The following is a 21,291-nucleotide window of genomic DNA, read 5'->3' on the forward strand; positions in this document are numbered from 1 at the left end:
GCCGTGATTGGGGATTCGGGATTGGGGATTGGCAAGAGCGCGACAGACAGCAGGTAGAGGGACTAGCTTCTACGAATCTCCAATCCCCACTCCCGAATCCCGCGCCGCCGCCAGCGGCGGCAGCGCAGCCATATCCCAGCGCGGCGTCACATGCACCGCCGCATCGGCGCGCTCGCCGGCCTCCAGCCGCAGCGCGCCGGCGAAGGCGATCATCGCGCCGTTGTCGGTGCACAGGGCCGGCCGCGGGAAGCACACCCGGCCACCGCGACGCTGCGCCGCCTCCTGCAGGCGCGCGCGCAGGCGCTTGTTGGCGCCAACGCCGCCGGCCACCACCAGGGTGTTGCAATCGGCCGCATCCAGCGCGCGCAGGCATTTGATTGCCAGCGTCTCCACCACCGCATCCTCGAACCCGCGTGCGATATCCGCCCGCGTGGTGTCGGACTGGTCACTGCCGCGCCAGGCCAGCAGCACCTGGGTCTTGAGCCCGCTGAAACTGAAATCCAGCCCGGGCCGGTCGGTCATCGGCCGGGCGAATTTGTAGCGCCCAGGGGCGCCGGCTTCGGCCAGGGCGGCCAGCTGCGGTCCGCCCGGATACGGCAGGCCCATCATCTTGGCAGTCTTGTCGAAGGCCTCGCCGGCCGCATCGTCCAGCGTCTCGCCAAGCACGGCGTACTCGCCCAGCGCCTTCACCGACACCAGCTGGGTGTGCCCGCCGGAGACCAGCAGCGCCACGAACGGTGGCTGCGGCGGGTCGTCTTCCATCAACGGCGCCAGCAGATGGCCTTCCATGTGATGCACGCCGATCGCCGGCACGTCCAGCGCCCAGGCCAGCGATCGCGCCACACCCGCGCCGACAAGGAGTGCGCCGACCAGGCCCGGGCCGGCGGTATAGGCCACCCCATCGAGTTCGTCGATCCCCAGTTCGGCCTCGTCCAGGGTCTGGCGGATCAGCGGCAGCAGCTTGCGCACATGGTCGCGACTGGCCAGCTCCGGCACCACCCCGCCGTATTCGGCATGCAGCGCGATCTGGCTGTAGACCGCATGGGCGCGCAGCGCCGGCACCCCGGACAGCGCGGTGTCGTAGACCGCCACACCGGTCTCATCGCATGATGATTCGATCCCAAGAACTTTCACGGCAACTCGGCAGGCAGGCACATGCGGCCTATTTTCGCAGCTTTTGCCCTGCGCAGATCGGCCAGGGGCGATCTGCTGCGCAGCCGGGCGATCGCCACCGATCCCGCGCCAGCGCAGGGTTTAGCAGGCCTGCACGCGCACATGCTGCCGGGGGCTTGCAGGCCGCCTGCAAGTCGTTATAATGCGCGGCTCGCCGGGGCAACCCGGAAATTCCGTCACGCGAGTCCGCTCGCACCCGCCCGGGGCTCCCGGACGGAAATCCCATTATCTGGAGAACCCATGCCCAGCGTTAAAGTCCGCGAGAACGAGCCCTTCGAATTTGCGCTCCGCCGTTTCAAGCGCACCTGCGAAAAGGCCGGCGTGCTGGCCGAAACCCGCAAGCGCGAGTTCTATGAAAAGCCGACCCAGGAGCGCAAGCGCAAGGCTGCCGCTGCTGTGAAGCGTCAGTTGCGTCGTTCCTCGCGCGACGTCACCAAGCGCCAGCGCTTGTACTGATCGAACGCGGTTCCTTGCCGACGGGCATGCGCTGAAGGCGCGGCCCATCGGAGTGGAACCCAAGAGCCGGCACGCGCAAGCGTCGCCGGCTTTTTGTATTGGTCCGATGCCAGGCGAGCGCTGCACAACTGCAAAGGCGACCGGCAGTGCCCGCGGTCGTCCGCGCCGCTCAGGCCCCACTTCCTGCCGATGCACTGCGCCCGTCATGGCGCATCGGCACATCTGTCACACGCACTCCCAGGAGTTACACCATGCCCCTCAAGCAGCAACTCACCGATGACATGAAAGCCGCCATGAAGTCCGGCGACAAGCACAGCCTGGGCGTGATCCGGCTGATCAATGCCGCGATCAAGCAGAAGGAAGTGGATGAGCGCATCGAGATGGACGATGCCGCCGTGATCGCCGTGCTCGACAAGATGGTCAAGCAGCGCAAGGACTCGGTCACCCAGTACGAAGCCGCCGCACGCGAAGACCTGGCGCAGATCGAGCGCGAGGAGATCGTGGTGATCGAGCGCTACCTGCCGGCCAAGATGGGCGAAGCCGAGATCGTCGCTGCCATCCAGGCAGCCATCGCGCAGACCGGTGCCAGCAGCCCGGCCGATATCGGCAAGTTGATGGGCGCGCTCAAGCCCAAGCTGGCCGGTCAGGCCGACATGGGCCTGGTCTCCACACTAGTCAAGCAGCATCTGGCAGGCTGAGTCTTCGCCTGCGCAGCGCCCTGTGCCCGAGTGGCCTGGGCACCGCAACCAGCCGCCTGCGTGCGGCTGGCTGCAGCGCCGTTTCAACGGCAGCACACGCGCAACATCCAGCGCCCGCTTTCACCCGATCTTTGAACACGCCCTGTTAGAACACCTTCGCCAGCACAGGCCCGGGTGAAGCATTCCGCATGCCGGCTTCGCCTCACGACGCCTGCGCACATAACGGTATGCCCAAGGATTCCCCCGCCGGTGACGAAGCTCTCAACCGAACACCTGCAAAAGCACCTGAGCCGCCTGCAGCGCAGCCTGCCGATGGCACTGCTCAATCGCTTTCTAGAGATCGACGTGATGACGCAGGCCGCGTCGCTGTCGTTCTACGCCTTGCTGTCGCTGGCACCGCTGCTGGTGCTGCTGCTGTGGCTGACCGCCTCGCTGTATCCGCCTGCACAGGAAGCGCTGGTGCAGCAGATCGCGCAACTGGCTGGCGGCAGCGCGGCGGAAGTGGCCGATACGGTGATCCGCAACGCCACCGATCAACCCGGCGTGGGTTCGCTGGCCGGACTGTGGAGCACGCTGCTGCTGTTCATCGGTGCCACTGCGGTGTTCGCGCAGTTGCAGAACGCGCTGAACCTGATCTTCCGCACCGACAAGCAGCGCCTGGAAGGGCTGATGGCGTGGCTGAAGAAGCGCGTGTTCTCCTTCGGCGTGATCCTGGCACTGGGCTTTTTGTTGATCGTGTCGATGATTGCCACCACCGCGTTGCAGGTCGTGTTCGCACGCTTGCCGTCGGTGCTGCCGGCGATCGGCTACATCACCACCCTGGCGCTGTATTCGCTCGCCTTCGCCTTCCTGTACCGCTATCTGCCCGACCGCACCGTCAACTGGCGGCAGGCCTTTGTCGGCGGCGTGATCACTGCGCTGCTGTTCGCGCTGGGTCGCTACGGCATCGGCCTGTACATCGCCAGGGCCGCCCCTGGCAGCGCATACGGATCGATGGGCACCCTGGTGATCCTGCTGGTGTGGATGTACTACGCCTCGGTAGTGTTCTTTGTCGGCGCCCTGCTGACGGCGGTGATCGATGAGCGCGTGCGCTCGCATCGCAAGCTGCGCGAGGCCGGCGTGGATACGGACAACCTGCCCCCGGTCGCCGCCGACCCAGGCGCCACGCCGCAGCCGCCGGCTGCCCCGACGCGCAGTTAATGGCGCCTGCGAAGCCTGCTGCCGCGTATATGCAGGCAGCGGGCTTCGCTTCGCTGAGGTCCGTCGCTCACTGACGCCGGCGCACGCCGGCGGCTGGGATATCCTAGCGGGATGGCCCGCATCCCCGACGCGTTCATCGACGAACTGCTTGCCCGCACCGACATCGTCGAGGTGGTGGGCGGCCGGGTGCCGCTCAAGCGTCAGGGCAAGGAATATTCGGCGCGCTGCCCCTTCCACGACGAGCGGTCGGCCTCGTTCACGGTCTCGCCGACCAAGCAGTTCTATCACTGCTTCGGCTGCGGCGCGCACGGCACCGCGATCAGCTTTCTGATGAATTACGACCGTCTCGAATTCCTCGATGCGGTCGACGAGCTGGCCAAGCGCGCCGGCATGGACATCCCGCGCGAGACCCAGCAACGCACCCCGCAGCAGCAGGACGACAGCCGCGAGCTGTATTCGGCACTGGAAGCGGCGACCAAGTTCTTCCAGCGCCAGCTCGAGGGCAGCGAACGCGCGCGCGACTATCTGGACGGCCGCGGCGTGGATGCCGACAACCGCGCGCGCTTCCAGATCGGTTACGCCCCCGATGGCTACAGCGCGTTGAAGGACACCCTGGGCACCGATGCGCGCCGCATGAGCGTGCTCGAACGCGCCGGGCTGTTTTCCAAGAACGATCGCGGCCATGTCTACGACAAGTTCCGCGACCGGGTGATGTTCCCGATCTTCGACCGCCGCGGCCGCGTGATCGCCTTTGGCGGCCGCATCATGGGCGCGCCGGCAGATGGCCGCGACCCGGGGCCGAAGTACCTCAATTCGCCGGAAACCGCGCTGTTCCACAAGGGCCGCGAGTTGTACGGCCTGTGGCAGGTGCGCCAGGCCAATCAGAAGATCGAGCGGCTGATCGTGGTGGAAGGCTATATGGACGTGGTCTCGCTGTTCCAGTTCGGCGTCACCCAGGCGGTGGCCACGCTGGGCACTGCGACCACGCCAGAACATGCCGAGTTGTTGTTCCGCAACGCGCCGGATGTGTATTTCTGCTTCGACGGCGACAACGCTGGCCGCAAGGCGGGCTGGCGTGCACTGGAATCGGTGCTGCCACGCATGAAGGACGGCCGCCAGGCGTTCTTCCTGTTCCTGCCCGACGGCGAGGACCCGGACACCATCGTGCGCAAGGAAGGCGCGCAGGCCTTCGACCAGCGATTGAAACAGGCCACGCCGCTGTCGCAGTTCTTCTTCGACGAGATGTCGCGCGAGATCAATCTGCACACGCTCGATGGCAAGGCGCGGCTGGCCGAACGCGCAAAGCCGATGCTGGCACAGATTCCCGAAGGTGCGTTCGGCGATCTGATGAAGCAGGAACTGTCGCGCCTGACCGGCGTGGGCGCCACCAGCGCGACACAGGCGTCCGCACCGCAAGGACGGCCACCTGCACGCATGGGCGCGCCCACGCAAAAACGCAGCCTGGTACGCGCCTCGATCGCGATCCTGCTGCAGCGGCCGTCGCTGGCGATGAGCCTGGAGGGCGACCACGATTTTTCCGGCCTGCGCCTGCCCGGCATCGACCTGTTGATGGAGCTGCTGGCGCTGGTGCGGCAACGCCCGGAAATCAGCACCGGCGCGCTGCTGGAGCACTTCGCCGAACGCGAAGAACTGGTGGCCCTGCAGAAACTGGCCGCCCAGGCACTGCCCGGCGACGAACACAGCTGGGCGATGGAGCTGCATGACGTGGTCGCGCAACTGGACAAGCAATTGCTGCGGCAGCGCCTGGACGAACTGCAGGACAAGCAGCGCGCGCAGGGCCTGGACGACACCGACAAGTACGAGTTGCGCGAACTGTTCAAGGCGCTCGCCGCGTTGTAGCGCGTGGGGGCAATCGGAGCAGACCACCTGTTGCCGACGTAGCCGGTCAGCCATGCAGGCACGCGCTCATGGCTGCCTGAACAAGATCCTGGCCATCGGGCCGAGCGCCGCGCTGACTGCTTCACTCCTGTCCCGGGTGTCGGCCGATGCCGGCGCGACCGACTCGCAGGCGGCCCACGGGCCTCTACAATGGCACTCTGCAGACAGCTCCCCCCTCAATACGCACGATGATCAAACACTGGCTGGCGCGGCTGCGCATCGATCCATTCACCCTCGCGCTGCTGTGCACGGTCACGCTCGCCTCGTTCCTGCCGGTCTCGGGCACCGCCGCCGCGATCATGGACGATGTCACCGACGTGGCGATTGCCGCGCTGTTCTTCCTGCACGGCGCGCGCCTGTCGCGCGAGGCGGTCAAGGCCGGCGCGCTGCACTGGCGCCTGCATCTGCTGATCCTGGCCTGCACCTTCGTGCTGTTCCCGCTGCTCGGGCTGTTGTTCAAACCGCTCGCGCATCTTGCACTGACACCGGAGCTGTATATCGGCGTGCTGTTTCTGTGCGCGCTGCCGTCCACGGTGCAATCGTCGATCGCCTTCACCTCGATGGCGCGCGGCAACGTGCCGGCGGCTGTCTGCGCCGCCTCGCTTTCCAGCCTGCTGGGGGTGTTCTTCACACCGTTGCTGATGGGCGCCCTGGTCGGCAGTCAGGGCGCGATGGCGCACCCGGCTGAGGCGATCGGCAAGATCCTGCTGCAGTTGCTGGTGCCGTTTCTGGCTGGCCATTTCATGCGCCCGTGGATCGGCGGCTGGGTCGAACGGCATCGCGCGGTGCTGCGTTATACCGACCAGGGCACCATCCTGCTGGTGGTCTACACCGCCTTCAGCGCATCGGTGAACGAAGGCCTGTGGCAGAAGACGCCGTTGCCGGCCTTGCTCGCGGTGCTCGGTGCGGCCGCGCTGCTGCTGGCGGTGGCGATGCTCTCGATCACCTTCATCGCGCGGCGCCTGCGCTTCAACCGCGCCGACGAGATCGCGATCGTCTTCTGCGGTTCGAAGAAGAGCCTGGCCACCGGCGTGCCGATGGCCAAGGTGATGTTTGCCGGCGGTGGCCTGGGCGCGATCGTGTTGCCGATCATGCTGTATCACCAGCTGCAGCTGATCGTCTGCGCCTTCGTGGCCGCGCGTTATGCACGCACCGCACCGGGCGAGACGCCGGCCGATGCCGGCGGGCATTGAACCTGACAGCCACGGCACGACGGTGGCCTGATCGATGACACCCGGCGCCTCCCGCGCTGCGTGTCCTGCCCAGAAAGGCTGCTTGCCACCGGTGGGTTGCCTGCGCCGGATTCGCCAGGCCGCTACGCCCGGCGCGACACCGGTTCGGGCTGCGTGTCGTTGTGGGTTGTAAGCAGATATACAACGGTCATGACGCACTCCGCCGCTGGCACGGTGCCGCTCGCTAGAGTGTTCGATCCACCTGCCTGCCACGCCCATCGGTGATTGCCATGACGCTGCCGTTCCGACGCCCTGCCCCGCCCCTGATCGCGCTGCTGGCGGTACTGGCCACGCTCACCGCCTGCAACAAGCCCGCCACGCCGGCCGCCCCCGCGCAGACCGGGGCAGCGACCACGCCGGCGCCCGCGTCCAGCATTGCCTGGCGCGAGGGCGATGTCGACGATGCCTTCGCCGAGGCCAGGGAAAGCGGCAAGCCGATCCTGTTGTACTGGGGTGCGGCCTGGTGCCCGCCCTGCAATCGCCTGAAAGCCACCTTGTTCAAGGACCCTACCTTCATCGCCCGCACCCAGCAATTCGTGGCGGTGCATCTGGATGGCGATTCGGAGGGTGCGCAGGCCTGGGGCGAGCGCTTCGGCATCAAGGGCTATCCGACCATCATCGTGCTGCGTCCGGATCGCAGCGAGATCACCCGGCTGGCCGGCGATGCCGACAACGCGCGTCTGGCCGATGTCTTGCGCGTGGCCGCCAAGAGCACCAGTACCGTCAGGCAACTGCTCGACACCGCATTGCAGCGCCCGCAGCAACTCAGCGCGGACGACTGGGCCGTGCTCGGCAACTACGCCTGGGGCACCGATGACCGGCTGGTCAAGCCGGAGCAGGCGGTCGATGTGCTCACGCGCCTGTCCAGGTCGGCGCCGCAGCCGGCCCTGCAACGCAGCTTCGCCCTGGCAGCGATTACCGCAGCCAAGCACCCACCGGCCGCCAGCGCGGCGTCGCGCAGCTTGCTGGAAGCGGTGCTGGCCGACCCGGCAGAGGTGCGTGCCAATCTCGGCACGCTGAGCTACATGCCCGCACGGCTGGTCGCCGCTGCCAGCAGCGATGCCGGCGAGCGCACCACCTTGTCCAACGCGCTGAATCTGGCGCTGGACAAGATCTATGCCGACCCTGCATTGCCGATCGCCGACCGGCTCGGCACCGCGTACGCACGGATCCAGCTGGCCCGCCTGGCGCAAGGCCAGCCCACCGAGACCGAGGCCAAAGGCGCGCAACCGCCGCTGCCCAAGACCGTGGTCGACACCGTGCAGCAACGCGTGCAATGGGCCACCGACACCGCCAGGACCGATGAGGAACGCCAGTCCACCATCAGCACCGCCGCAGCGTTGCTCGGCAAGGTGGGCGACAACAGCGGCGCCGAACAGTTGCTGCTGGCCGAGTTGACGCGCAGCAAGACGCCTTACTACTACATGCCCGAGCTGGCCGATCTGGCCGAACAGCGTGGCGATAAGAAGACCGCGCTGTCCTGGCTCAGGAAGGCGTACGAAAGCGCGCAAGGACCGGCCACCCGTGTGCAATGGGGCGTGATGTACGTGGATGGCCTGATCCGGCTCAGCCCGGACGACACCGCCGGCATCGAAGCCGCTGCCACGCAGGTGATCGGCGAGCTGGCCGGGCAGCCCGATGGCTACCGCCAACGCACCCGGCAGCGCTTCGCCACGCTGGGCGCTGCCTTGAAGACCTGGAGCAAGCAGCATCACCAGGACGGCAATGCGGTGCTGGCGCGCCTGCAGCAGAAGATGCAGAGCAGCTGCGGCAGCAAGAACACCGGCGAATGTGCCAGCTGGTTGGGCTGAGCCGGCATGGCGGCGCAGCCAGCCGCACCGCGAGTGTGGCCACGCTGACACCATCGCAGCGGCGGTTTGGCGGTTGGCCGCCGGATGCCCGACCACGCGCGCAACCGGCGGCTATGAGCGAGATGGGCCGGTTGCAGCCACCGGCCAGCTCACTCCGCCAACAGCCTGGCAGGTCTACCGATGGCTGTTGGCGGTGGCGGGCTTCACTGCGCTGCCGCTAGCGCACCCACGGCAACAGCAGGTGATCCACCATCAGGAACGCGAACAGCGCCATCAGATACACGATGGAGTAGCCGAACATCTTCATCGAGAACAGCTCGTCCGGCGGGTCGAGCATGCGCCAGGCGTACCAGAGGAACACCACGTTGAGCACCACCGCGCCGCCCAGGTAGAACAGCCCGCTCATGCCCACCGCCACCGGCAGCAGGGTCACGATCGCTAGCAGCACCGTGTACACCAGGATCTGCTTGCGCGTATGCGGCACACCGTGGGTGACCGGCAGCATCGGGATCGCCGCCTTGGCGTAATCGGCACGCCGGAAGATCGCCAGCGCCCAGAAATGCGGCGGCGTCCAGATGAAGATGATCAGCACCAGCAGCGAGGCATTGATCCAGTCGGCGCTGGTCGGCAAGCCGGTCACTGCGGCCCAGCCCAGCATCGGCGGCGTGGCGCCTGCCAGGCCACCGATCACGATGTTCTGCGAGGTCGCCCGCTTCAGGTACACGGTGTAGATCACCGCGTAACCGATCAGCGACGCAAACGTCAGCACCGCGGTGATCACGTTCACCCAGACCACCAGGATGGTCATGGAGATCACGATCAGCACGCTGGCAAACAGCAGCACCTGCCACGGCCGCACCTTGCCCACCACCAGCGGCCGCCATGAGGTGCGTGCCATCTGCGCGTCGATCTTGGCATCCAGCAACTGGTTGATCGCCGCCGCAGCCGATGCGGCCAGCCAGATGCCCAGAAAGCCCAATGCACCGGTGCGCACCTGCAGCCACGTCGGGACATCCGGGATGGCCAGGAACATGCCCACCAAGGCGGTGAACACGATCAGTGCCACCACCTTGGGTTTGGTCAGATCCCAGTAGTCGCGTGCGCTGACGGCCATGCTCACTCCGGCGCGCGCAGCCGCGCCAGCAGCGAGACCAGCACGAACAGGAGCGCAACTGCGCCGCCGTTATGCAGCACCGACACTTCCAGCGGCAGGGCCAACTTGACGTTGAGCATGCCCAGCGTCACCTGCACCGCCACCAGCACCGCCAGCGCACCGGCCCACACGCGCATGCCCGGCGAGCGCGACAGACGCCAGGCCAGCCACCACAGATACAGCGCCGTCGCAATGGCCCACAACCGGTGTGCCATCTGGATGGCGATACGCGCAGCACCGTCGAGCACACCGCCTTCGTAATCCACTCCGATCCCGCGCCACAGCGTGAAACCTTCGCGGAAGTCGTGCGGCGGCCACCACTGGCTGACGCAACGCGGGAAATTGTCGGCCGACCAGCTGCCACCGCCACAGGCCAGCGCCGCGTAATTGGCACTGACCCAGCCGCCAAGCGCGATCTGCAGGCCCAGCACCGCCACGCCACCGCGCAACAGCCACGTGAGCCGCGAGGCATCGGCCAGCGTGATCGGCAAGTGGGTCGCGCGCCAGGCCATCCATACCAGCAGCGAGAACATCAGCATGCCGCCGAGCAGATGGCCCATCACCACGATGGGCTTGAGCAGCAACGTCACCGTCCACATGCCCAGCAGCGCCTGGAAGATCACCACCGCCAGGGTCAGCACCGCCGCACGCGCCAGATCGATATTGCTCCAGCGCAGCGCCGCCAGCAGCAGGATGGCCTCGCCCGCGATCGCCACGCCGAACGCCAGCGTGTGCCAGCCGGACATGTACAGCGGAATGGACAACGCCACCAGCACCGCGGCAGCGACCACCTGGGCGATGCCCGTGCGGCGGCGGCGCACCGCCAGCAACGACAGCACCAGCACCTCTACCCCGAGCGCCCCGGCCAGGAAGCGGTGCACCTGCTCGCGCCAGGCCTTGTGCGATTCCAGCGGCCGGATCTTGCTGGCCACATGCGCGTTGGCTTCGTCGCTGGTCTGTGGCCAGGTGACGCGGCCATAGCAGGTCGGCCAGTCCGGGCAGCTCATGCCGGCATCGGACAGCCGCACGAACGACCCAAACAGGATCGTGCTCGCAGTGAACAGCGCAGCCAGCCAGGCCATGCGATGGAAGTGGCGAAACAATGCCGGTGGCGCAAACAGATTCATCGAAACGGGCTCACATCAGTTTCAGCAGCTTGACCAGATCGGCACGCAGGCCGGCCGGGTCGAACCCCGGGGCATAGCGCAGGATCACGAAGCCGTTGGGGTCGATCACATACACCGGCACGCCGGCGGCATCGTCGGCACGCGGCAGGCCCTGCCGCAGCCGCGCGTCGTCGCGCAGCACACGCAGGGCCGGCATCGGCGGCAAGCCGGCCGGCGGGGTGCCGATCCACAACACCTCCACCTTGTCGGCGCGATGCCCGAGCAGTTGCCACACCTTGTCCAGTTCGGCCGCCAGCGTCACGCATTGCTGCGTGCAACGGGCCGGCGGTGCGAGCGCAATCCGCCACACGCGTTCGGCAGGCGTCCAGGCATACGGCTGCCCGTCCGCGCGCACCGGCACCAAGCCGCGCAGGTCGGCAGGCGGCTGGAGCAACTCGCCGTGATTGCGCATCGATGCCGGCTGCCATCCGGAGAAGCGCAGCACGCCGGCCAGCAACATCGAGCCGAAGAACAGCACCGCCAGGGCAATCAGCATCCTGCGGCCGCGTTTGACCGAATGCGGCGTGGCCGATGTGGAGGAGGTCATGCCGGCGATTTTCTCATGCCGCAGGCGTCAGTGCCCGCGTCGACGGCTGCGACGCGCACGCCACGTCAGCAGCGTCACGGTGACCAGCACGGCTGCGGCCAGGCCGAACCATTGCACCGCATAACCCAAGTGCCGCGCGGGCGGAAGCGTATTCGGCAGCATCTCCAGGTCGCGTGCGTAACCAACCGGCAGGGCCGGATCCAGGCGCAGGACCTGCGACGAAATGTCGCGCCTGCCAAGCGCGCTGCGCAGGGCGCTGGGATCCAGACGCGTGGCCAGCCAGGTCTGCGGCGCATCGGCAGCCGACAACGCCGGCCCCATCGCAAGCCCCGCCGAGGGCGGCGCACCCAGCAACCCCTGCAGCGTATGGGTCCCTTGCAGCGGCGTGATCCTCGGCAATTGCCGATTGGCCGGCAACGGCAGCCAGCCCAGATCGACCAGCAGCGTGACGGGGCTGCCCTGCGGGGCGGCAAGCTGATAGATCCGCACGCCGGCGCGCCCGGCATGCAGCTGGTTGTCCAGCAGCACCTGCTGCGGCAGAAACCGCACCTGCCCGCTCACCCAGGCCAGCGCATGCGGCGTGGCCAGGGCCTGCACCAGGGTCAACGGCGTCTGCCGCACCTGCGCCGCGCGTTCCAGCAACGCCTGTTTGTCGTGCATGCGCTGCAGCTGCCACTGTCCAAGCGCCACAAAACCCGCGCTGACCAGCACGGCCAGGCACCATCCCAGCACCGCCGTGTGCTTGCGCATCATGACAAGCGACGCAAAAAGGCGTGCAATGCCGCTACCACGCCGACGACCACCGGGGCTGTTGTGAACGATTCGCTCAAGACGTTGCTGATTGTCGCCTTCCTGATCGTGATCCTGTGGAACCTGGGCGCAGGCCTGTACTACCTGCTCACCGACCGTGGCGAAACCAAGCGTACCGTCAACGCACTGACCTGGCGCATCGGCCTCTCAGTCGCACTGATCGCCGTGGTGATCCTGGGCATCTATACCGGCTGGATCAAGCCGCATGGGCTCGGCCGCTGACGCGGCCGACGGGATTGGGGAGTCGGCATTGGGGATTGGCAAGAGCGATCCGCGTTTGCTGTTACCAATCCCCAATGCCGAATCCCCAATCCCAGCCCTCAAAGTACATACACGAACAGGAATAGCGCCAGCCACACCACGTCGACGAAGTGCCAGTACCACGCGGCCGCTTCGAAGGCGAAGTGGTTGTCGCGGGTGAAGTGCCCGCGCGCGACACGCAGCCACATCACCGCCAGCATGATCGTGCCCAGCAGCACGTGCATGCCGTGGAAGCCGGTGAGCATGAAGAAGGTCGAGCCGTAGATGCCAGATCCCAGCGTCAGATTGAGCTCGGTGTAGGCGTGGATGTATTCCTCGGCCTGCAGGAACAGGAACACGCAGCCCAGCAGCACGGTCAGCCCCAGCCACAGCAATAGCGCGCCGCGACGACCGCCCTTGAGTGCGTGGTGCGCGATGGTCAAAGTCACGCCGGAACTGAGCAGGATCAGCGTATTGATCAGCGGCAGGCCCCAGGCCGGAATGGTCTGGAATTGCCCACCGATCGTGCCGGGGCCATTGGTCGGCCACGCAGCGGAATAACCGTTCCACAACAGTTCGTTGGTCATGACGCCATCGCCTTCGCCGCCCAGCCAGGGCAGCGTCAGCACGCGCGTGTAGAACAGCGCACCGAAGAAGGCGCCGAAGAACATCACCTCGGAAAAGATGAACCACACCATCCCCATGCGGAACGAGCCGTCCACCTGGCGGTTGTAGTGACCGGCATTGGATTCGCGGATGACATCGCCAAACCACATGAACAAGGTCGCCAGCAGCATCGCCATGCCGACGAAGAACGTCCAGCGTCCCCATGCCGCATCGTTGAGCCAGCTGGCCACGCCGATCATCATCACGAACATCGCAATCGACCCGACAAAAGGCCACTTGCTCTGGCTCGGGACGAAATACGCATCGGCATTGGGACTGTGGTCGGCCATGGCGTTGCTTCCGTGTCGGTGCTGCGTGTGGATGAGGGATTACGGCGCGGCGCGCGGCGCGCTGGATGCGCCACCGCCCTGCAGCTCCGAGGTCAGGGTGTCGTTGCGATAAAACGTATAGGACAGGGTGATCGTGGTGACTTCCGGCGGCAGCGCAGGGTCGACGATGAAACGCAGCGGCATGTCGCGCGTTTCGCCGGCCTGCAAGGTCTGCGCGGTAAAACAGAAACATTCGGTCTTGTTGAAGTATCCGGACGCGCGCGCCGGTGCGACCGATGGCACCGCACTGCCGACCACCGCACGCGCGCTGTCGTTGCGCGCAAAATACAGCGCCTCGTTGAGTTCGCCCGGCACCACATCCATCGTCATCTGCTCGGGATGGAAGGTCCACGGCAGCTTGGAATTGACCCCGGCATCGAACTCCACCCGCACCGTGCGTCTGCCAGGCCCTGCAATCGCAGCGCCATTGGCACGCGTGCTGCCCGGTGCGCGCTCCATGCGGATGCCGAAGACTTTTTCGCACGCGATGCGATACAGCGGCACCAGCGAAAAGGTCAGCACGAACACGCCCAGCACCACGCCCAGCAGCTTGAACAAGCCGGCCGTCGGTGCAGGTGCGGGCGCCCGCGCGTTCACCGCCCGATGACTCCCGACGCGATGAAACCCGCGTAGATCAGCAACGCGATGATGCCGACGGTGATCGCCGTGCGGCGCACCGCGCGACGCTGTTGCGCCTGCCGTTCGGCAGCCGAGAGCAGGCGCGCCACCGCTGCCGGCGCCGACTCAGTGACCGATGTCTTCATGCGCAAGATCTCCAGGCTTGATCACCGGTGGCACGGTGAAGGTATGCGCCGGTGCCGGCGATGGCACCGTCCACTCCAGTCCCCTGGCACCTTCCCAGGCCCGTGCGTCGGCCTTGGCGCCACTGCGTAACGAGGCGAGCAGGATGCCGGCCATCAGGAACGGCGTGGCGAACATGCCGAACGCGCCGATCGAGCTGATCAGGTTCCAGTCGGCGAACACCACGTTGTAGTCGGGAATCCGCCGCGGCATGCCGGCCAGGCCGAGGAAGTGCTGCGGGAAGAACAGCAGGTTGACGAACACCATCGTCCACCAGAAATGAAACTTGGCCCAGGTTTCGTTGTACATCCGCCCAGTCCATTTCGGCCACCAGTAGTAGACCGCCGCAATCAACGCGAACACCGCTCCGGTGACCAGCACATAATGGAAATGCGCGACCACAAAATACGTGTCGTGGTACTGGAAATCCGCCGGCACGATCGCCAGCATCAGGCCCGAGAATCCACCGATGCTGAAAAGGATCACGAACGCCACCGCCCACAGCATCGGCGATTCGAACGTCAGCGAGCCCTTCCACATCGTGCTGACCCAGTTGAACACCTTCACCCCGGTCGGGATGGAGATCAGCATCGTGGCGAACATGAAGTAGATTTCGCCACCGAGCGGCATGCCCACGGTGAACATGTGATGCGCCCACACGATGAAGCTCAGGAACGCGATCGCCGCGATCGCATACACCATCGCCTGATACCCGAACAGCGGCTTGCGGCTGAAGGTCGGGATGATCTCGCTGACCACGCCGAACGCCGGCAGGATCATGATGTAGACCTCCGGGTGCCCGAAGAACCAGAAGATGTGCTGGTACATCACCGGGTCGCCGCCGCCGGCCGCATTGAAGAAGCTGGTGCCGAAGAACTTGTCGGTCAGCAGCATGGTCACTGCACCGGCCAGCACCGGCATCACCGCAATCAGCAGGAAGGCAGTGATCAGCCAGGCCCAGCAGAAGATCGGCATCTTCAACAGATCGATGCCGGGCGCGCGCATGTTGAGCACGGTGGCGATGATGTTGATCGCGCCCATGATCGAGCTGACGCCTGCCACATGAATTGCAAACACGCTGAAGGCGACGTTGTAGCCGCCCTGCAGCGACAGCGGCGGATACAGCGTCCAGCCGCCGGCCGGCGCACCGCCGGGCAGGAACAACGTCAACAGCAGCAGGGTGAAGGCCACCGGCAGCAGCCAGAACGACCAGTTGTTCATGCGCGGCAACGCCATGTCCGGCGCGCCGATCTGCAGTGGAATCATCCAGTTGGCCAGGCCGACGAAGGCCGGCATCACCCCGCCGAAGATCATCACCAGTGCATGCACGGTGGTCATCTGGTTGAAGAATTCGGGTTTGACGAACTGCAGCCCGGGCTGCATTAGTTCGGCGCGGATCACCACGCTCATCGCCGCGCCGATGATGAACATCACGAAGGAAAACAGCAGGTACAGCGTGCCGATGTCCTTGTGATTGGTCGAGAAGAACCAGCGCTCGACGAAACCGGGCTGGTGGTGTCCGTGGTGATCGACTGCGGTATGCGCCATGACGGAACGACCTCTACGAAGCGATGCGGTTGCGGGCGATTAAAGAGCGGCAGTCGGCGCGGCGGCCGGAGCAGGCGCAGCCTCGCCGGCAGGCGTTGCTGCAGGGGTGGACGCGGGCGCCGGTGCGGGGGCGCCCGCCGGTGCAGCAGGCGGCGCATTGGCACTGCGACGCGCTGCGAGCCAGCGCTGGAATTCGGCCTTGGGCAGCGCTTCCACCACGATCGGCATGAAGCCATGATCCTTGCCGCACAACTCGGCGCACTGGCCCCGATACACGCCCGGCTGCTCGATGTTTGTCCATGCCTCGTTGACGATGCCGGGGATGGCGTCCTGCTTCCAGCCCAGGGCCGGCACCCACCACGCATGGATTACGTCGTCGGCGGTGATCACGAAACGGATCTTGGTCCCGACCGGCAGCACCAGGCGGTTGTCCACATCCAGCAGGTAATGCGGTTGCGAGGCAGCGGTCGGACGCTCACCACTCTGGCGGATGCGGTCGGACTCGCGCGCCAGCCGGCTGGTGAATTCCACGCCCTGGCCCAGATACTCGTATTTCCACATCCACTGGTAGCCGGTGACCTTGACGGTCATTTCCGACTCGCGGGTGTCGTACATCGCAATCAGCTTGGCCGTTGCCGGCCAGGCCATCGCAATCAGCACCAGCACCGGAATCACCGTCCACAACACCTCGGCCGTGGTGTTGTGACTGAACTGCGCGGCCACCGCGCCCTTGGACTTGCGGAACTTGAAGATCGCATAGCCCATGGCACCGAACACCAGCGCGCCGATCACCACGCAGACCCACAGCGCCACCATGTGCGCCTCGTAGGCCATGCGCGCGGTCTGGGTGACCCCGCGGCCCATGTTGAGCTGCCATTCCTTCGGGTCGGCCGATTGCGCCCAGGCAGCCGGTGCGCCCAGCAGCGCCGCCATCGCCAAAGCCATCTTCGAATACGTCGCCTTCCAGCTGCTGCGTTGCGTCATTGCCTAGACCCTTACGTCATCGGTGACGGCCATTGGCGGCCGCGAGCAAGCGTTTCAGCGTAGTTGCCAGTTCCACACGTTCGGCCGGCCCGAGAAAACTTCCGATCTCGATCTGCTTGCCGCTGCTGACCAGCACCACCCTGTCGTCGCGTTCCATGCATAACCGCACCCAATGCGGATGTGCCTGAAACGCTGGTGGCGCATGCCCGGACGCAAACACCTCGACGACGGTGTCTCCCACCCGGATCGCTTCTTCGCGCTCGCCACTTCGCCACAACTGCCGTAGCGCCAGCGCCACCACACCACTGTGCAACAGGGCGAACACCGGCGCGAATGCATTGCCGGTCCACCACCCCAGGCCCGCAAATACCCACATCGTTCCCGCCAATACTGCGAACAACTGCACGAACTGCCTGGCCGACAATGCCCGCGGAGGCCGCAACCGCAACTGCGTCCCGACCCCTTCGGACATCAACGGCAGTACTTCGATCATTGGCAACACGCAGCGCGCTGCGGGAACAGCCCGATGGTAGACCCGCGCGAACGCAGGCGGCAAGCGTTTCCGGCAATCATCGAATTGCTGCAGTGCAGCTAAAAACACGCGTAAATCAACCACTTCCCGATGCCAACAGCGATCCCCGTGCCCGTGGCCGGCAACGATCGAGCCCGCTTGGGCCTGCGCTGGCCACGTGCACAAAACGGCGGAAAAGCTGCCGCTTCCACACAAGTGTGCGGAGCCCGCAGCTCTCTAGAATGAGCACGAATTCCCAGGCGCCCTACGCATGAACGCTCAGCTCGACACGCTTGCCTCTCCCTCAGTTGCGCGCCCGCTGCTGGCGCCCGAGCTGCCTGCCGCACCCGGCGCATTGCGTGCGGCGATCACGGCCGCATGGCTCAAGGACGAAACCGAGCACGTACGCGAACTGCTCGACCAGGCGCGTCTGCCCGCCGCCGAACAGGCCAAGGTGCAGGCGCTTGCCGCCGACCTGGTCACCCGCGTCCGCGCACGTGCACAGGACCAGGGCGCGATCGAAGCCTTCATGCGCCAGTACGACCTGGGCAGCGAAGAAGGCGTGCTGCTGATGTGCGTGGCCGAGGCACTGTTGCGCATTCCCGACCAGGACACCGCAGACAAGCTGATCCGCGACAAGCTCGGCGATGCCGACTGGAAGAAGCACGTCGGCGGCAGCGACTCGGTGCTGGTCAACGCATCGACCTGGGGCCTGATGCTCACCGGCAAGCTGGTGCAGCTCAACGACCTCACCCGTGCCGACGTGCCCGGCGCATTCAAGCGTCTGATCGGCCGCGTCGGCGAGCCAGTGATTCGCCTGGCCGTGCGCCAGGCGATGAAGATCATGGGCCACCAGTTCGTCATGGGCCGCACCATCGGTGAAGCCCTCTCGCGCTCGCGCAAGGGCGACAACGCCGATTACCGCTATTCGTTCGACATGCTCGGCGAAGGCGCATTGACCATGAAGGATGCGCAGCGCTATTTGCAGGCATACCGCGATGCCATCCACGCGATCGGCCGCAGCGGCAGTTTCGTCGGCACCGATGTATTCGCAGCGCCCAGCATCTCGATCAAATTGTCCGCACTGTATCCGCGCTACGAACATGCCAAGCGTGCGCGCGTGATGGCCGAGCTGGTCCCGGGCGTGCTCGAGCTGGCGCAACTGGCCAAGTCCTACGGCATCGGCTACACCGTCGATGCCGAAGAAGCCGACCGCCTGGAACTGTCGCTGGACATCATCGAGGCCACGTTCTCCGACCCGTCGCTGGATGGATGGGAAGGCTATGGCCTGGCGGTGCAGGCCTACCAGAAGCGCACGCCGTACACGATCGATTTCCTGGCCGACCTGGCACGCCGCGTTGGCCGTCGGATTCCGGTGCGTCTGGTCAAGGGCGCGTACTGGGACGCGGAGATCAAGCGCGCACAGATCGAAGGTCACCCCGGCTATCCGGTATTTACCCGCAAGCAGAATACCGACGTGTCGTACCTGGCCTGCGCACGTCGCATGTTCGCGCACAGCGATGCGCTGTACCCGATGTTCGCCACGCACAACGCGCAGACCATCGCGGCGGTCCGCGCGATCTCCGGCGGCAAGGTGTACGAACACCAGAAACTGCACGGCATGGGCGATGACCTGTATGCCGAAGTGATTCCGGCCGATCGCCTGGGGCTGCCCTGCCGCGTGTACGCACCGGTCGGCTCGCACGAGGATCTGCTGCCGTACCTGGTGCGACGCCTGCTCGAAAACGGCGCCAATTCCAGCTTCGTCAATCGCATCACCGACGAGGACGTCGCCATCGAAGAGCTGATCCGTGATCCGGTCGAAGCAGTGTCCTCGTTCGGCTCCATTCCGCATCCCAAGATTCCGCTGCCGACCGATCTGCTGCGCAGCCAGAACCAACACAGGAAAAATTCCATGGGCGCCAATCTCGCCAACGACAACGATCTGCGGCAGCTGGCCGAGCAACTCAATGCCGCCATCAAGCCGTGGAAGGCCCGCCCGCTGGTGCCCGGCGCGGTGATCAGCACGTCCAGCCAGGCCGTGCTCAACCCGGCAGACCGCCGCGACACGGTCGGCCAGTGGCAGCCAGCCGATCCGGCCACCGTACAGACGGCGTTGGCGACCGCGGCTGCCGCGCAGCCAGCCTGGAACCGCACACCTGCCGCCAGCCGCGCCACCATCCTGGAGCATGCGGCCGACCTGCTCGAAGCGCGCATGCCCGAGTTCATGGCCATCTGCGTCAAGGAGGCCGGCAAGACCCTGCCCGACGCCGTGGCCGAGGTGCGCGAGGCGGTCGACTTCTTGCGTTACTACGCCGGCCAGGCACGCGCCCAGTTCGGTGCGCCCGAACGCCTGCCCGGACCGACCGGTGAATCCAACGAACTGCAGCTGCATGGCCGCGGCGTATTCGTCTGCATCAGTCCCTGGAACTTCCCGCTCGCCATCTTCCTGGGCCAGGTCGCCGCCGCACTGGCCGCCGGCAACAGCGTCATCGCCAAGCCCGCAGAGCAGACCAACCTGATCGGCTACGCCGCAGTGAAGCTACTGCACGAAGCGGGCATCCCCGAGGCGGTCGTGCAGTTCCTGCCGGGCGACGGTGCCACCGTCGGCGCGGCGCTGACCAATGACCCGCGCGTGGCGGGCGTTGCCTTCACCGGCTCCACCGAGACCGCACGCGTCATCAACCGCACCCTGGCTGCGCGCGATGCCGCAATCGGTGTGCTGATTGCCGAAACCGGTGGCCAGAACGCCTTCATCGCCGACTCGTCCTCGTTGCCGGAAGCCGTCGTCAAGGACGCGATCTCCAGCGCCTTCATGTCCGCCGGCCAACGCTGCTCGGCGGCCCGCGTGCTGTTCGTGCAGGACGACATCGCCGACAAGGTCATGACCATGCTGGCCGGCGCCATGGGGGAATTGAAGATCGGCGATCCTGCGCTCCTGTCCACCGACGTTGGTCCCGTCATCGATGCAGATGCACTCAAGATCCTCGATGATCATGCAGCGCGCATGGATCGCGAAGCCCGCCTGATCGGCTCCACCACCCTGGATCCGGCCGCCGCTAACGGGAGTTTTTTCGCCCCACGTGCGTACGAGCTGACTTCGCTGGCGCAGCTGCAGCGCGAGGTTTTCGGACCTGTGCTGCACGTCATTCGTTGGAAGGCCGACCAGCTCGACGCCGTCATCGACCAGATCAACGCCACTGGCTATGGCCTGACCCTGGGCGTGCATTCGCGCATCGACGAGACCATCGATCGCATCACCGCACGCGTTGCGGTGGGCAATGTCTACGTCAACCGTAACCAGATCGGCGCGGTCGTCGGCGTACAACCCTTCGGCGGCCAGGGCCTGTCAGGTACCGGCCCGAAAGCCGGGGGTCCACATTACCTGCTGCGCTTCGCCACCGAAAAAGTCGTCACCGTCAACACGACCGCCGCCGGCGGCAATGCCTCCCTGCTGACCTTGGGCGACTGATCCTCGATCCAGACGTCATAGTGCAGTCGATTGGACCAACAAAACCCCGCTCACGCGGGGTTTTTGTTGGCTTGTGCCCTGCCAATGCCTCATGCGACGGCGATAAATGATGTGGCCAAGCACATGCGTATCGGATGCAATCTCGGTGAGCAGCATGGCGGCCAAGAATAGGCCAGTCGCCGAGTCACCTCGATCTTGATCAATTGCATGGCCCTGATAGTCCCAGCGCCCCTGATAGTCCCCAGGGCTCCTGATGGTCCCAGGAGTCTGGCGCCTCTAGAGTGCAACCAGGCCCCATTTGCCGGCACTGGTCGGCGAACAGTGCTCCTCGTGCCGATCCTATAAGCGGGAAACCACCACCATCACAGGTACTTTTCAGGTGCTTTCACTGGCGACGCACTGACTGGTCGGTTCTTTGACCATATGCCAATCGATCGGATGTCTCTTCGATCATCAGGGCAAGGTGGGTGCCGCTGCAGTACCAGTGAGTGGGCCCTCAGCGTCAAGCGCGCGTCTTGGTACTGGGGCCATGCTTAGAGTGCGCCTTGCCGGTCCGGGTTCTGCGGTGACATTCAGACCTTTCGGCCTTGCTAGC

The 21,291-nt window shown here is 65.8% G+C and carries 19 protein-coding genes; 8 read left to right on the top strand and 11 right to left on the bottom strand.

Annotation, left to right across the window (positions count from 1 at the left end; all coding sequences use genetic code 11):
- Nucleotides 1-69: 69 nt before the first annotated feature.
- Nucleotides 70-1,134 carry a tRNA (adenosine(37)-N6)-threonylcarbamoyltransferase complex transferase subunit TsaD gene (gene tsaD, locus EO174_RS18225; RefSeq protein WP_126946491.1) on the bottom strand — a complete coding sequence of 355 codons (1,065 nt, stop codon included), beginning with the start codon at nucleotides 1,132-1,134 and terminating at the stop codon, nucleotides 70-72.
- Nucleotides 1,135-1,413: 279 nt separating this feature from the next.
- Between tsaD and rpsU the strand changes: the two genes are divergently transcribed.
- The 6 genes from rpsU (at nucleotide 1,414) to EO174_RS18255 (ending at nucleotide 8,469) form a co-directional block, all read left to right on the top strand.
- Nucleotides 1,414-1,629, top strand: coding sequence for a 30S ribosomal protein S21 (gene rpsU, locus EO174_RS18230; protein WP_002808376.1), 216 nt, complete (start codon nucleotides 1,414-1,416; stop codon nucleotides 1,627-1,629).
- 251 nt (nucleotides 1,630-1,880) lie between these two features.
- Nucleotides 1,881-2,327: a GatB/YqeY domain-containing protein gene (locus tag EO174_RS18235; RefSeq protein ID WP_126946494.1), complete on the top strand. Its 447-nt coding sequence runs from the start codon at nucleotides 1,881-1,883 to the stop codon at nucleotides 2,325-2,327.
- Between the two features lie 249 nt (nucleotides 2,328-2,576).
- A complete protein-coding gene (locus tag EO174_RS18240) occupies nucleotides 2,577-3,527 on the top strand; it encodes a YihY/virulence factor BrkB family protein (protein WP_104584127.1) in 951 nt (316 codons plus the stop codon).
- Between the two features lie 111 nt (nucleotides 3,528-3,638).
- Nucleotides 3,639-5,387, top strand: a complete 1,749-nt coding sequence (gene dnaG / locus EO174_RS18245; protein ID WP_126946497.1) for a DNA primase — start codon at nucleotides 3,639-3,641, stop codon at nucleotides 5,385-5,387.
- Nucleotides 5,388-5,614: 227 nt separating this feature from the next.
- Nucleotides 5,615-6,619: a bile acid:sodium symporter family protein gene (locus tag EO174_RS18250; RefSeq protein ID WP_164739088.1), complete on the top strand. Its 1,005-nt coding sequence runs from the start codon at nucleotides 5,615-5,617 to the stop codon at nucleotides 6,617-6,619.
- 269 nt (nucleotides 6,620-6,888) lie between these two features.
- The gene (locus tag EO174_RS18255) at nucleotides 6,889-8,469 is read left to right on the top strand and encodes a thioredoxin family protein (RefSeq protein ID WP_126946499.1); all 1,581 of its coding nucleotides are present in this window, start codon (nucleotides 6,889-6,891) and stop codon (nucleotides 8,467-8,469) included.
- Nucleotides 8,470-8,686: 217 nt separating this feature from the next.
- Here the strand turns inward: EO174_RS18255 and cyoE are convergent, their stop codons facing one another.
- The 4 genes from cyoE to EO174_RS18275 are packed head-to-tail and all read right to left on the bottom strand — an operon-like array spanning nucleotide 8,687 to nucleotide 12,088.
- Nucleotides 8,687-9,583, bottom strand: coding sequence for a heme o synthase (gene cyoE / locus EO174_RS18260; RefSeq protein WP_104584131.1), 897 nt, complete (start codon nucleotides 9,581-9,583; stop codon nucleotides 8,687-8,689).
- A 2-nt stretch (nucleotides 9,584-9,585) separates the two neighbouring features.
- Complete coding sequence (locus EO174_RS18265; RefSeq protein WP_126946502.1) at nucleotides 9,586-10,749, bottom strand: COX15/CtaA family protein; 1,164 nt, start codon at nucleotides 10,747-10,749, stop codon at nucleotides 9,586-9,588.
- A 10-nt stretch (nucleotides 10,750-10,759) separates the two neighbouring features.
- Nucleotides 10,760-11,335 carry a hypothetical protein gene (locus EO174_RS18270; protein WP_115677775.1) on the bottom strand — a complete coding sequence of 192 codons (576 nt, stop codon included), beginning with the start codon at nucleotides 11,333-11,335 and terminating at the stop codon, nucleotides 10,760-10,762.
- Nucleotides 11,336-11,362: 27 nt separating this feature from the next.
- Nucleotides 11,363-12,088, bottom strand: a complete 726-nt coding sequence (locus EO174_RS18275; RefSeq protein WP_126946505.1) for an SURF1 family protein — start codon at nucleotides 12,086-12,088, stop codon at nucleotides 11,363-11,365.
- Nucleotides 12,089-12,148: 60 nt separating this feature from the next.
- Here EO174_RS18275 and EO174_RS18280 point away from each other — a divergent pair, with 60 nt between their 5' ends.
- Nucleotides 12,149-12,367, top strand: coding sequence for a twin transmembrane helix small protein (locus EO174_RS18280; protein WP_006449736.1), 219 nt, complete (start codon nucleotides 12,149-12,151; stop codon nucleotides 12,365-12,367).
- A gap of 98 nt (nucleotides 12,368-12,465) precedes the next feature.
- Here EO174_RS18280 and EO174_RS18285 read toward each other — a convergent pair whose 3' ends face one another.
- Genes EO174_RS18285 through EO174_RS18310 form a run of 6 tightly spaced genes read right to left on the bottom strand, consistent with a single transcriptional unit; the run spans nucleotide 12,466 to nucleotide 17,206 of the window.
- Complete coding sequence (locus EO174_RS18285; RefSeq protein WP_104535425.1) at nucleotides 12,466-13,341, bottom strand: cytochrome c oxidase subunit 3; 876 nt, start codon at nucleotides 13,339-13,341, stop codon at nucleotides 12,466-12,468.
- 39 nt (nucleotides 13,342-13,380) lie between these two features.
- Entirely contained in the window at nucleotides 13,381-13,977 is a 597-nt protein-coding gene (locus EO174_RS18290; RefSeq protein WP_119128042.1) for a cytochrome c oxidase assembly protein, read from the bottom strand.
- Nucleotides 13,974-14,144, bottom strand: coding sequence for a hypothetical protein (locus EO174_RS18295; protein ID WP_104584137.1), 171 nt, complete (start codon nucleotides 14,142-14,144; stop codon nucleotides 13,974-13,976). Before EO174_RS18295 ends, EO174_RS18290 begins: the two co-directional genes overlap by 4 nt.
- Nucleotides 14,125-15,729 (bottom strand): cytochrome c oxidase subunit I, encoded by a 1,605-nt coding sequence (ctaD, locus tag EO174_RS18300; protein WP_065032999.1) that lies wholly within the window; start codon nucleotides 15,727-15,729, stop codon nucleotides 14,125-14,127. The genes EO174_RS18295 and ctaD overlap by 20 nt, the downstream gene beginning before the upstream one ends.
- Nucleotides 15,730-15,768: 39 nt before the next feature.
- Nucleotides 15,769-16,713 carry a cytochrome c oxidase subunit II gene (coxB, locus tag EO174_RS18305; protein WP_126946508.1) on the bottom strand — a complete coding sequence of 315 codons (945 nt, stop codon included), beginning with the start codon at nucleotides 16,711-16,713 and terminating at the stop codon, nucleotides 15,769-15,771.
- 16 nt (nucleotides 16,714-16,729) lie between these two features.
- On the bottom strand, nucleotides 16,730-17,206 hold the full coding sequence (locus tag EO174_RS18310) for a DUF2244 domain-containing protein (protein ID WP_104584139.1): 477 nt from the start codon (nucleotides 17,204-17,206) through the stop codon (nucleotides 16,730-16,732).
- A 289-nt stretch (nucleotides 17,207-17,495) separates the two neighbouring features.
- Here EO174_RS18310 and putA point away from each other — a divergent pair, with 289 nt between their 5' ends.
- Nucleotides 17,496-20,696 carry a bifunctional proline dehydrogenase/L-glutamate gamma-semialdehyde dehydrogenase PutA gene (gene putA / locus EO174_RS18315; RefSeq protein ID WP_126946511.1) on the top strand — a complete coding sequence of 1,067 codons (3,201 nt, stop codon included), beginning with the start codon at nucleotides 17,496-17,498 and terminating at the stop codon, nucleotides 20,694-20,696.
- The last annotated feature ends 595 nt before the right edge of the window (nucleotides 20,697-21,291 follow it).

It is taken from the genome of Xanthomonas sp. BRIP62418 (assembly GCF_003993495.1).
GTDB classification, from domain to species: Bacteria; Pseudomonadota; Gammaproteobacteria; order Xanthomonadales; family Xanthomonadaceae; genus Xanthomonas; species Xanthomonas euroxanthea.

Coding starts and splice junctions, on each gene's coding strand:
- rpsU (WP_002808376.1), top strand. CDS start 1,414: ATGCCCAGCGTTAAAGTCCGCGAGAACGAGCCCTTCGAATTTGCGCTC.
- EO174_RS18235 (WP_126946494.1), top strand. CDS start 1,881: ATGCCCCTCAAGCAGCAACTCACCGATGACATGAAAGCCGCCATGAAG.
- dnaG (WP_126946497.1), top strand. CDS start 3,639: ATGGCCCGCATCCCCGACGCGTTCATCGACGAACTGCTTGCCCGCACC.
- EO174_RS18250 (WP_164739088.1), top strand. CDS start 5,615: ATGATCAAACACTGGCTGGCGCGGCTGCGCATCGATCCATTCACCCTC.
- EO174_RS18255 (WP_126946499.1), top strand. CDS start 6,889: ATGACGCTGCCGTTCCGACGCCCTGCCCCGCCCCTGATCGCGCTGCTG.
- cyoE (WP_104584131.1), bottom strand. CDS start 9,583: ATGGCCGTCAGCGCACGCGACTACTGGGATCTGACCAAACCCAAGGTG.
- EO174_RS18265 (WP_126946502.1), bottom strand. CDS start 10,749: ATGAATCTGTTTGCGCCACCGGCATTGTTTCGCCACTTCCATCGCATG.
- EO174_RS18270 (WP_115677775.1), bottom strand. CDS start 11,335: ATGACCTCCTCCACATCGGCCACGCCGCATTCGGTCAAACGCGGCCGC.
- EO174_RS18275 (WP_126946505.1), bottom strand. CDS start 12,088: ATGATGCGCAAGCACACGGCGGTGCTGGGATGGTGCCTGGCCGTGCTG.
- EO174_RS18285 (WP_104535425.1), bottom strand. CDS start 13,341: ATGGCCGACCACAGTCCCAATGCCGATGCGTATTTCGTCCCGAGCCAG.
- EO174_RS18295 (WP_104584137.1), bottom strand. CDS start 14,144: ATGAAGACATCGGTCACTGAGTCGGCGCCGGCAGCGGTGGCGCGCCTG.
- ctaD (WP_065032999.1), bottom strand. CDS start 15,729: ATGGCGCATACCGCAGTCGATCACCACGGACACCACCAGCCCGGTTTC.
- coxB (WP_126946508.1), bottom strand. CDS start 16,713: ATGACGCAACGCAGCAGCTGGAAGGCGACGTATTCGAAGATGGCTTTG.
- EO174_RS18310 (WP_104584139.1), bottom strand. CDS start 17,206: ATGATCGAAGTACTGCCGTTGATGTCCGAAGGGGTCGGGACGCAGTTG.
- putA (WP_126946511.1), top strand. CDS start 17,496: ATGAACGCTCAGCTCGACACGCTTGCCTCTCCCTCAGTTGCGCGCCCG.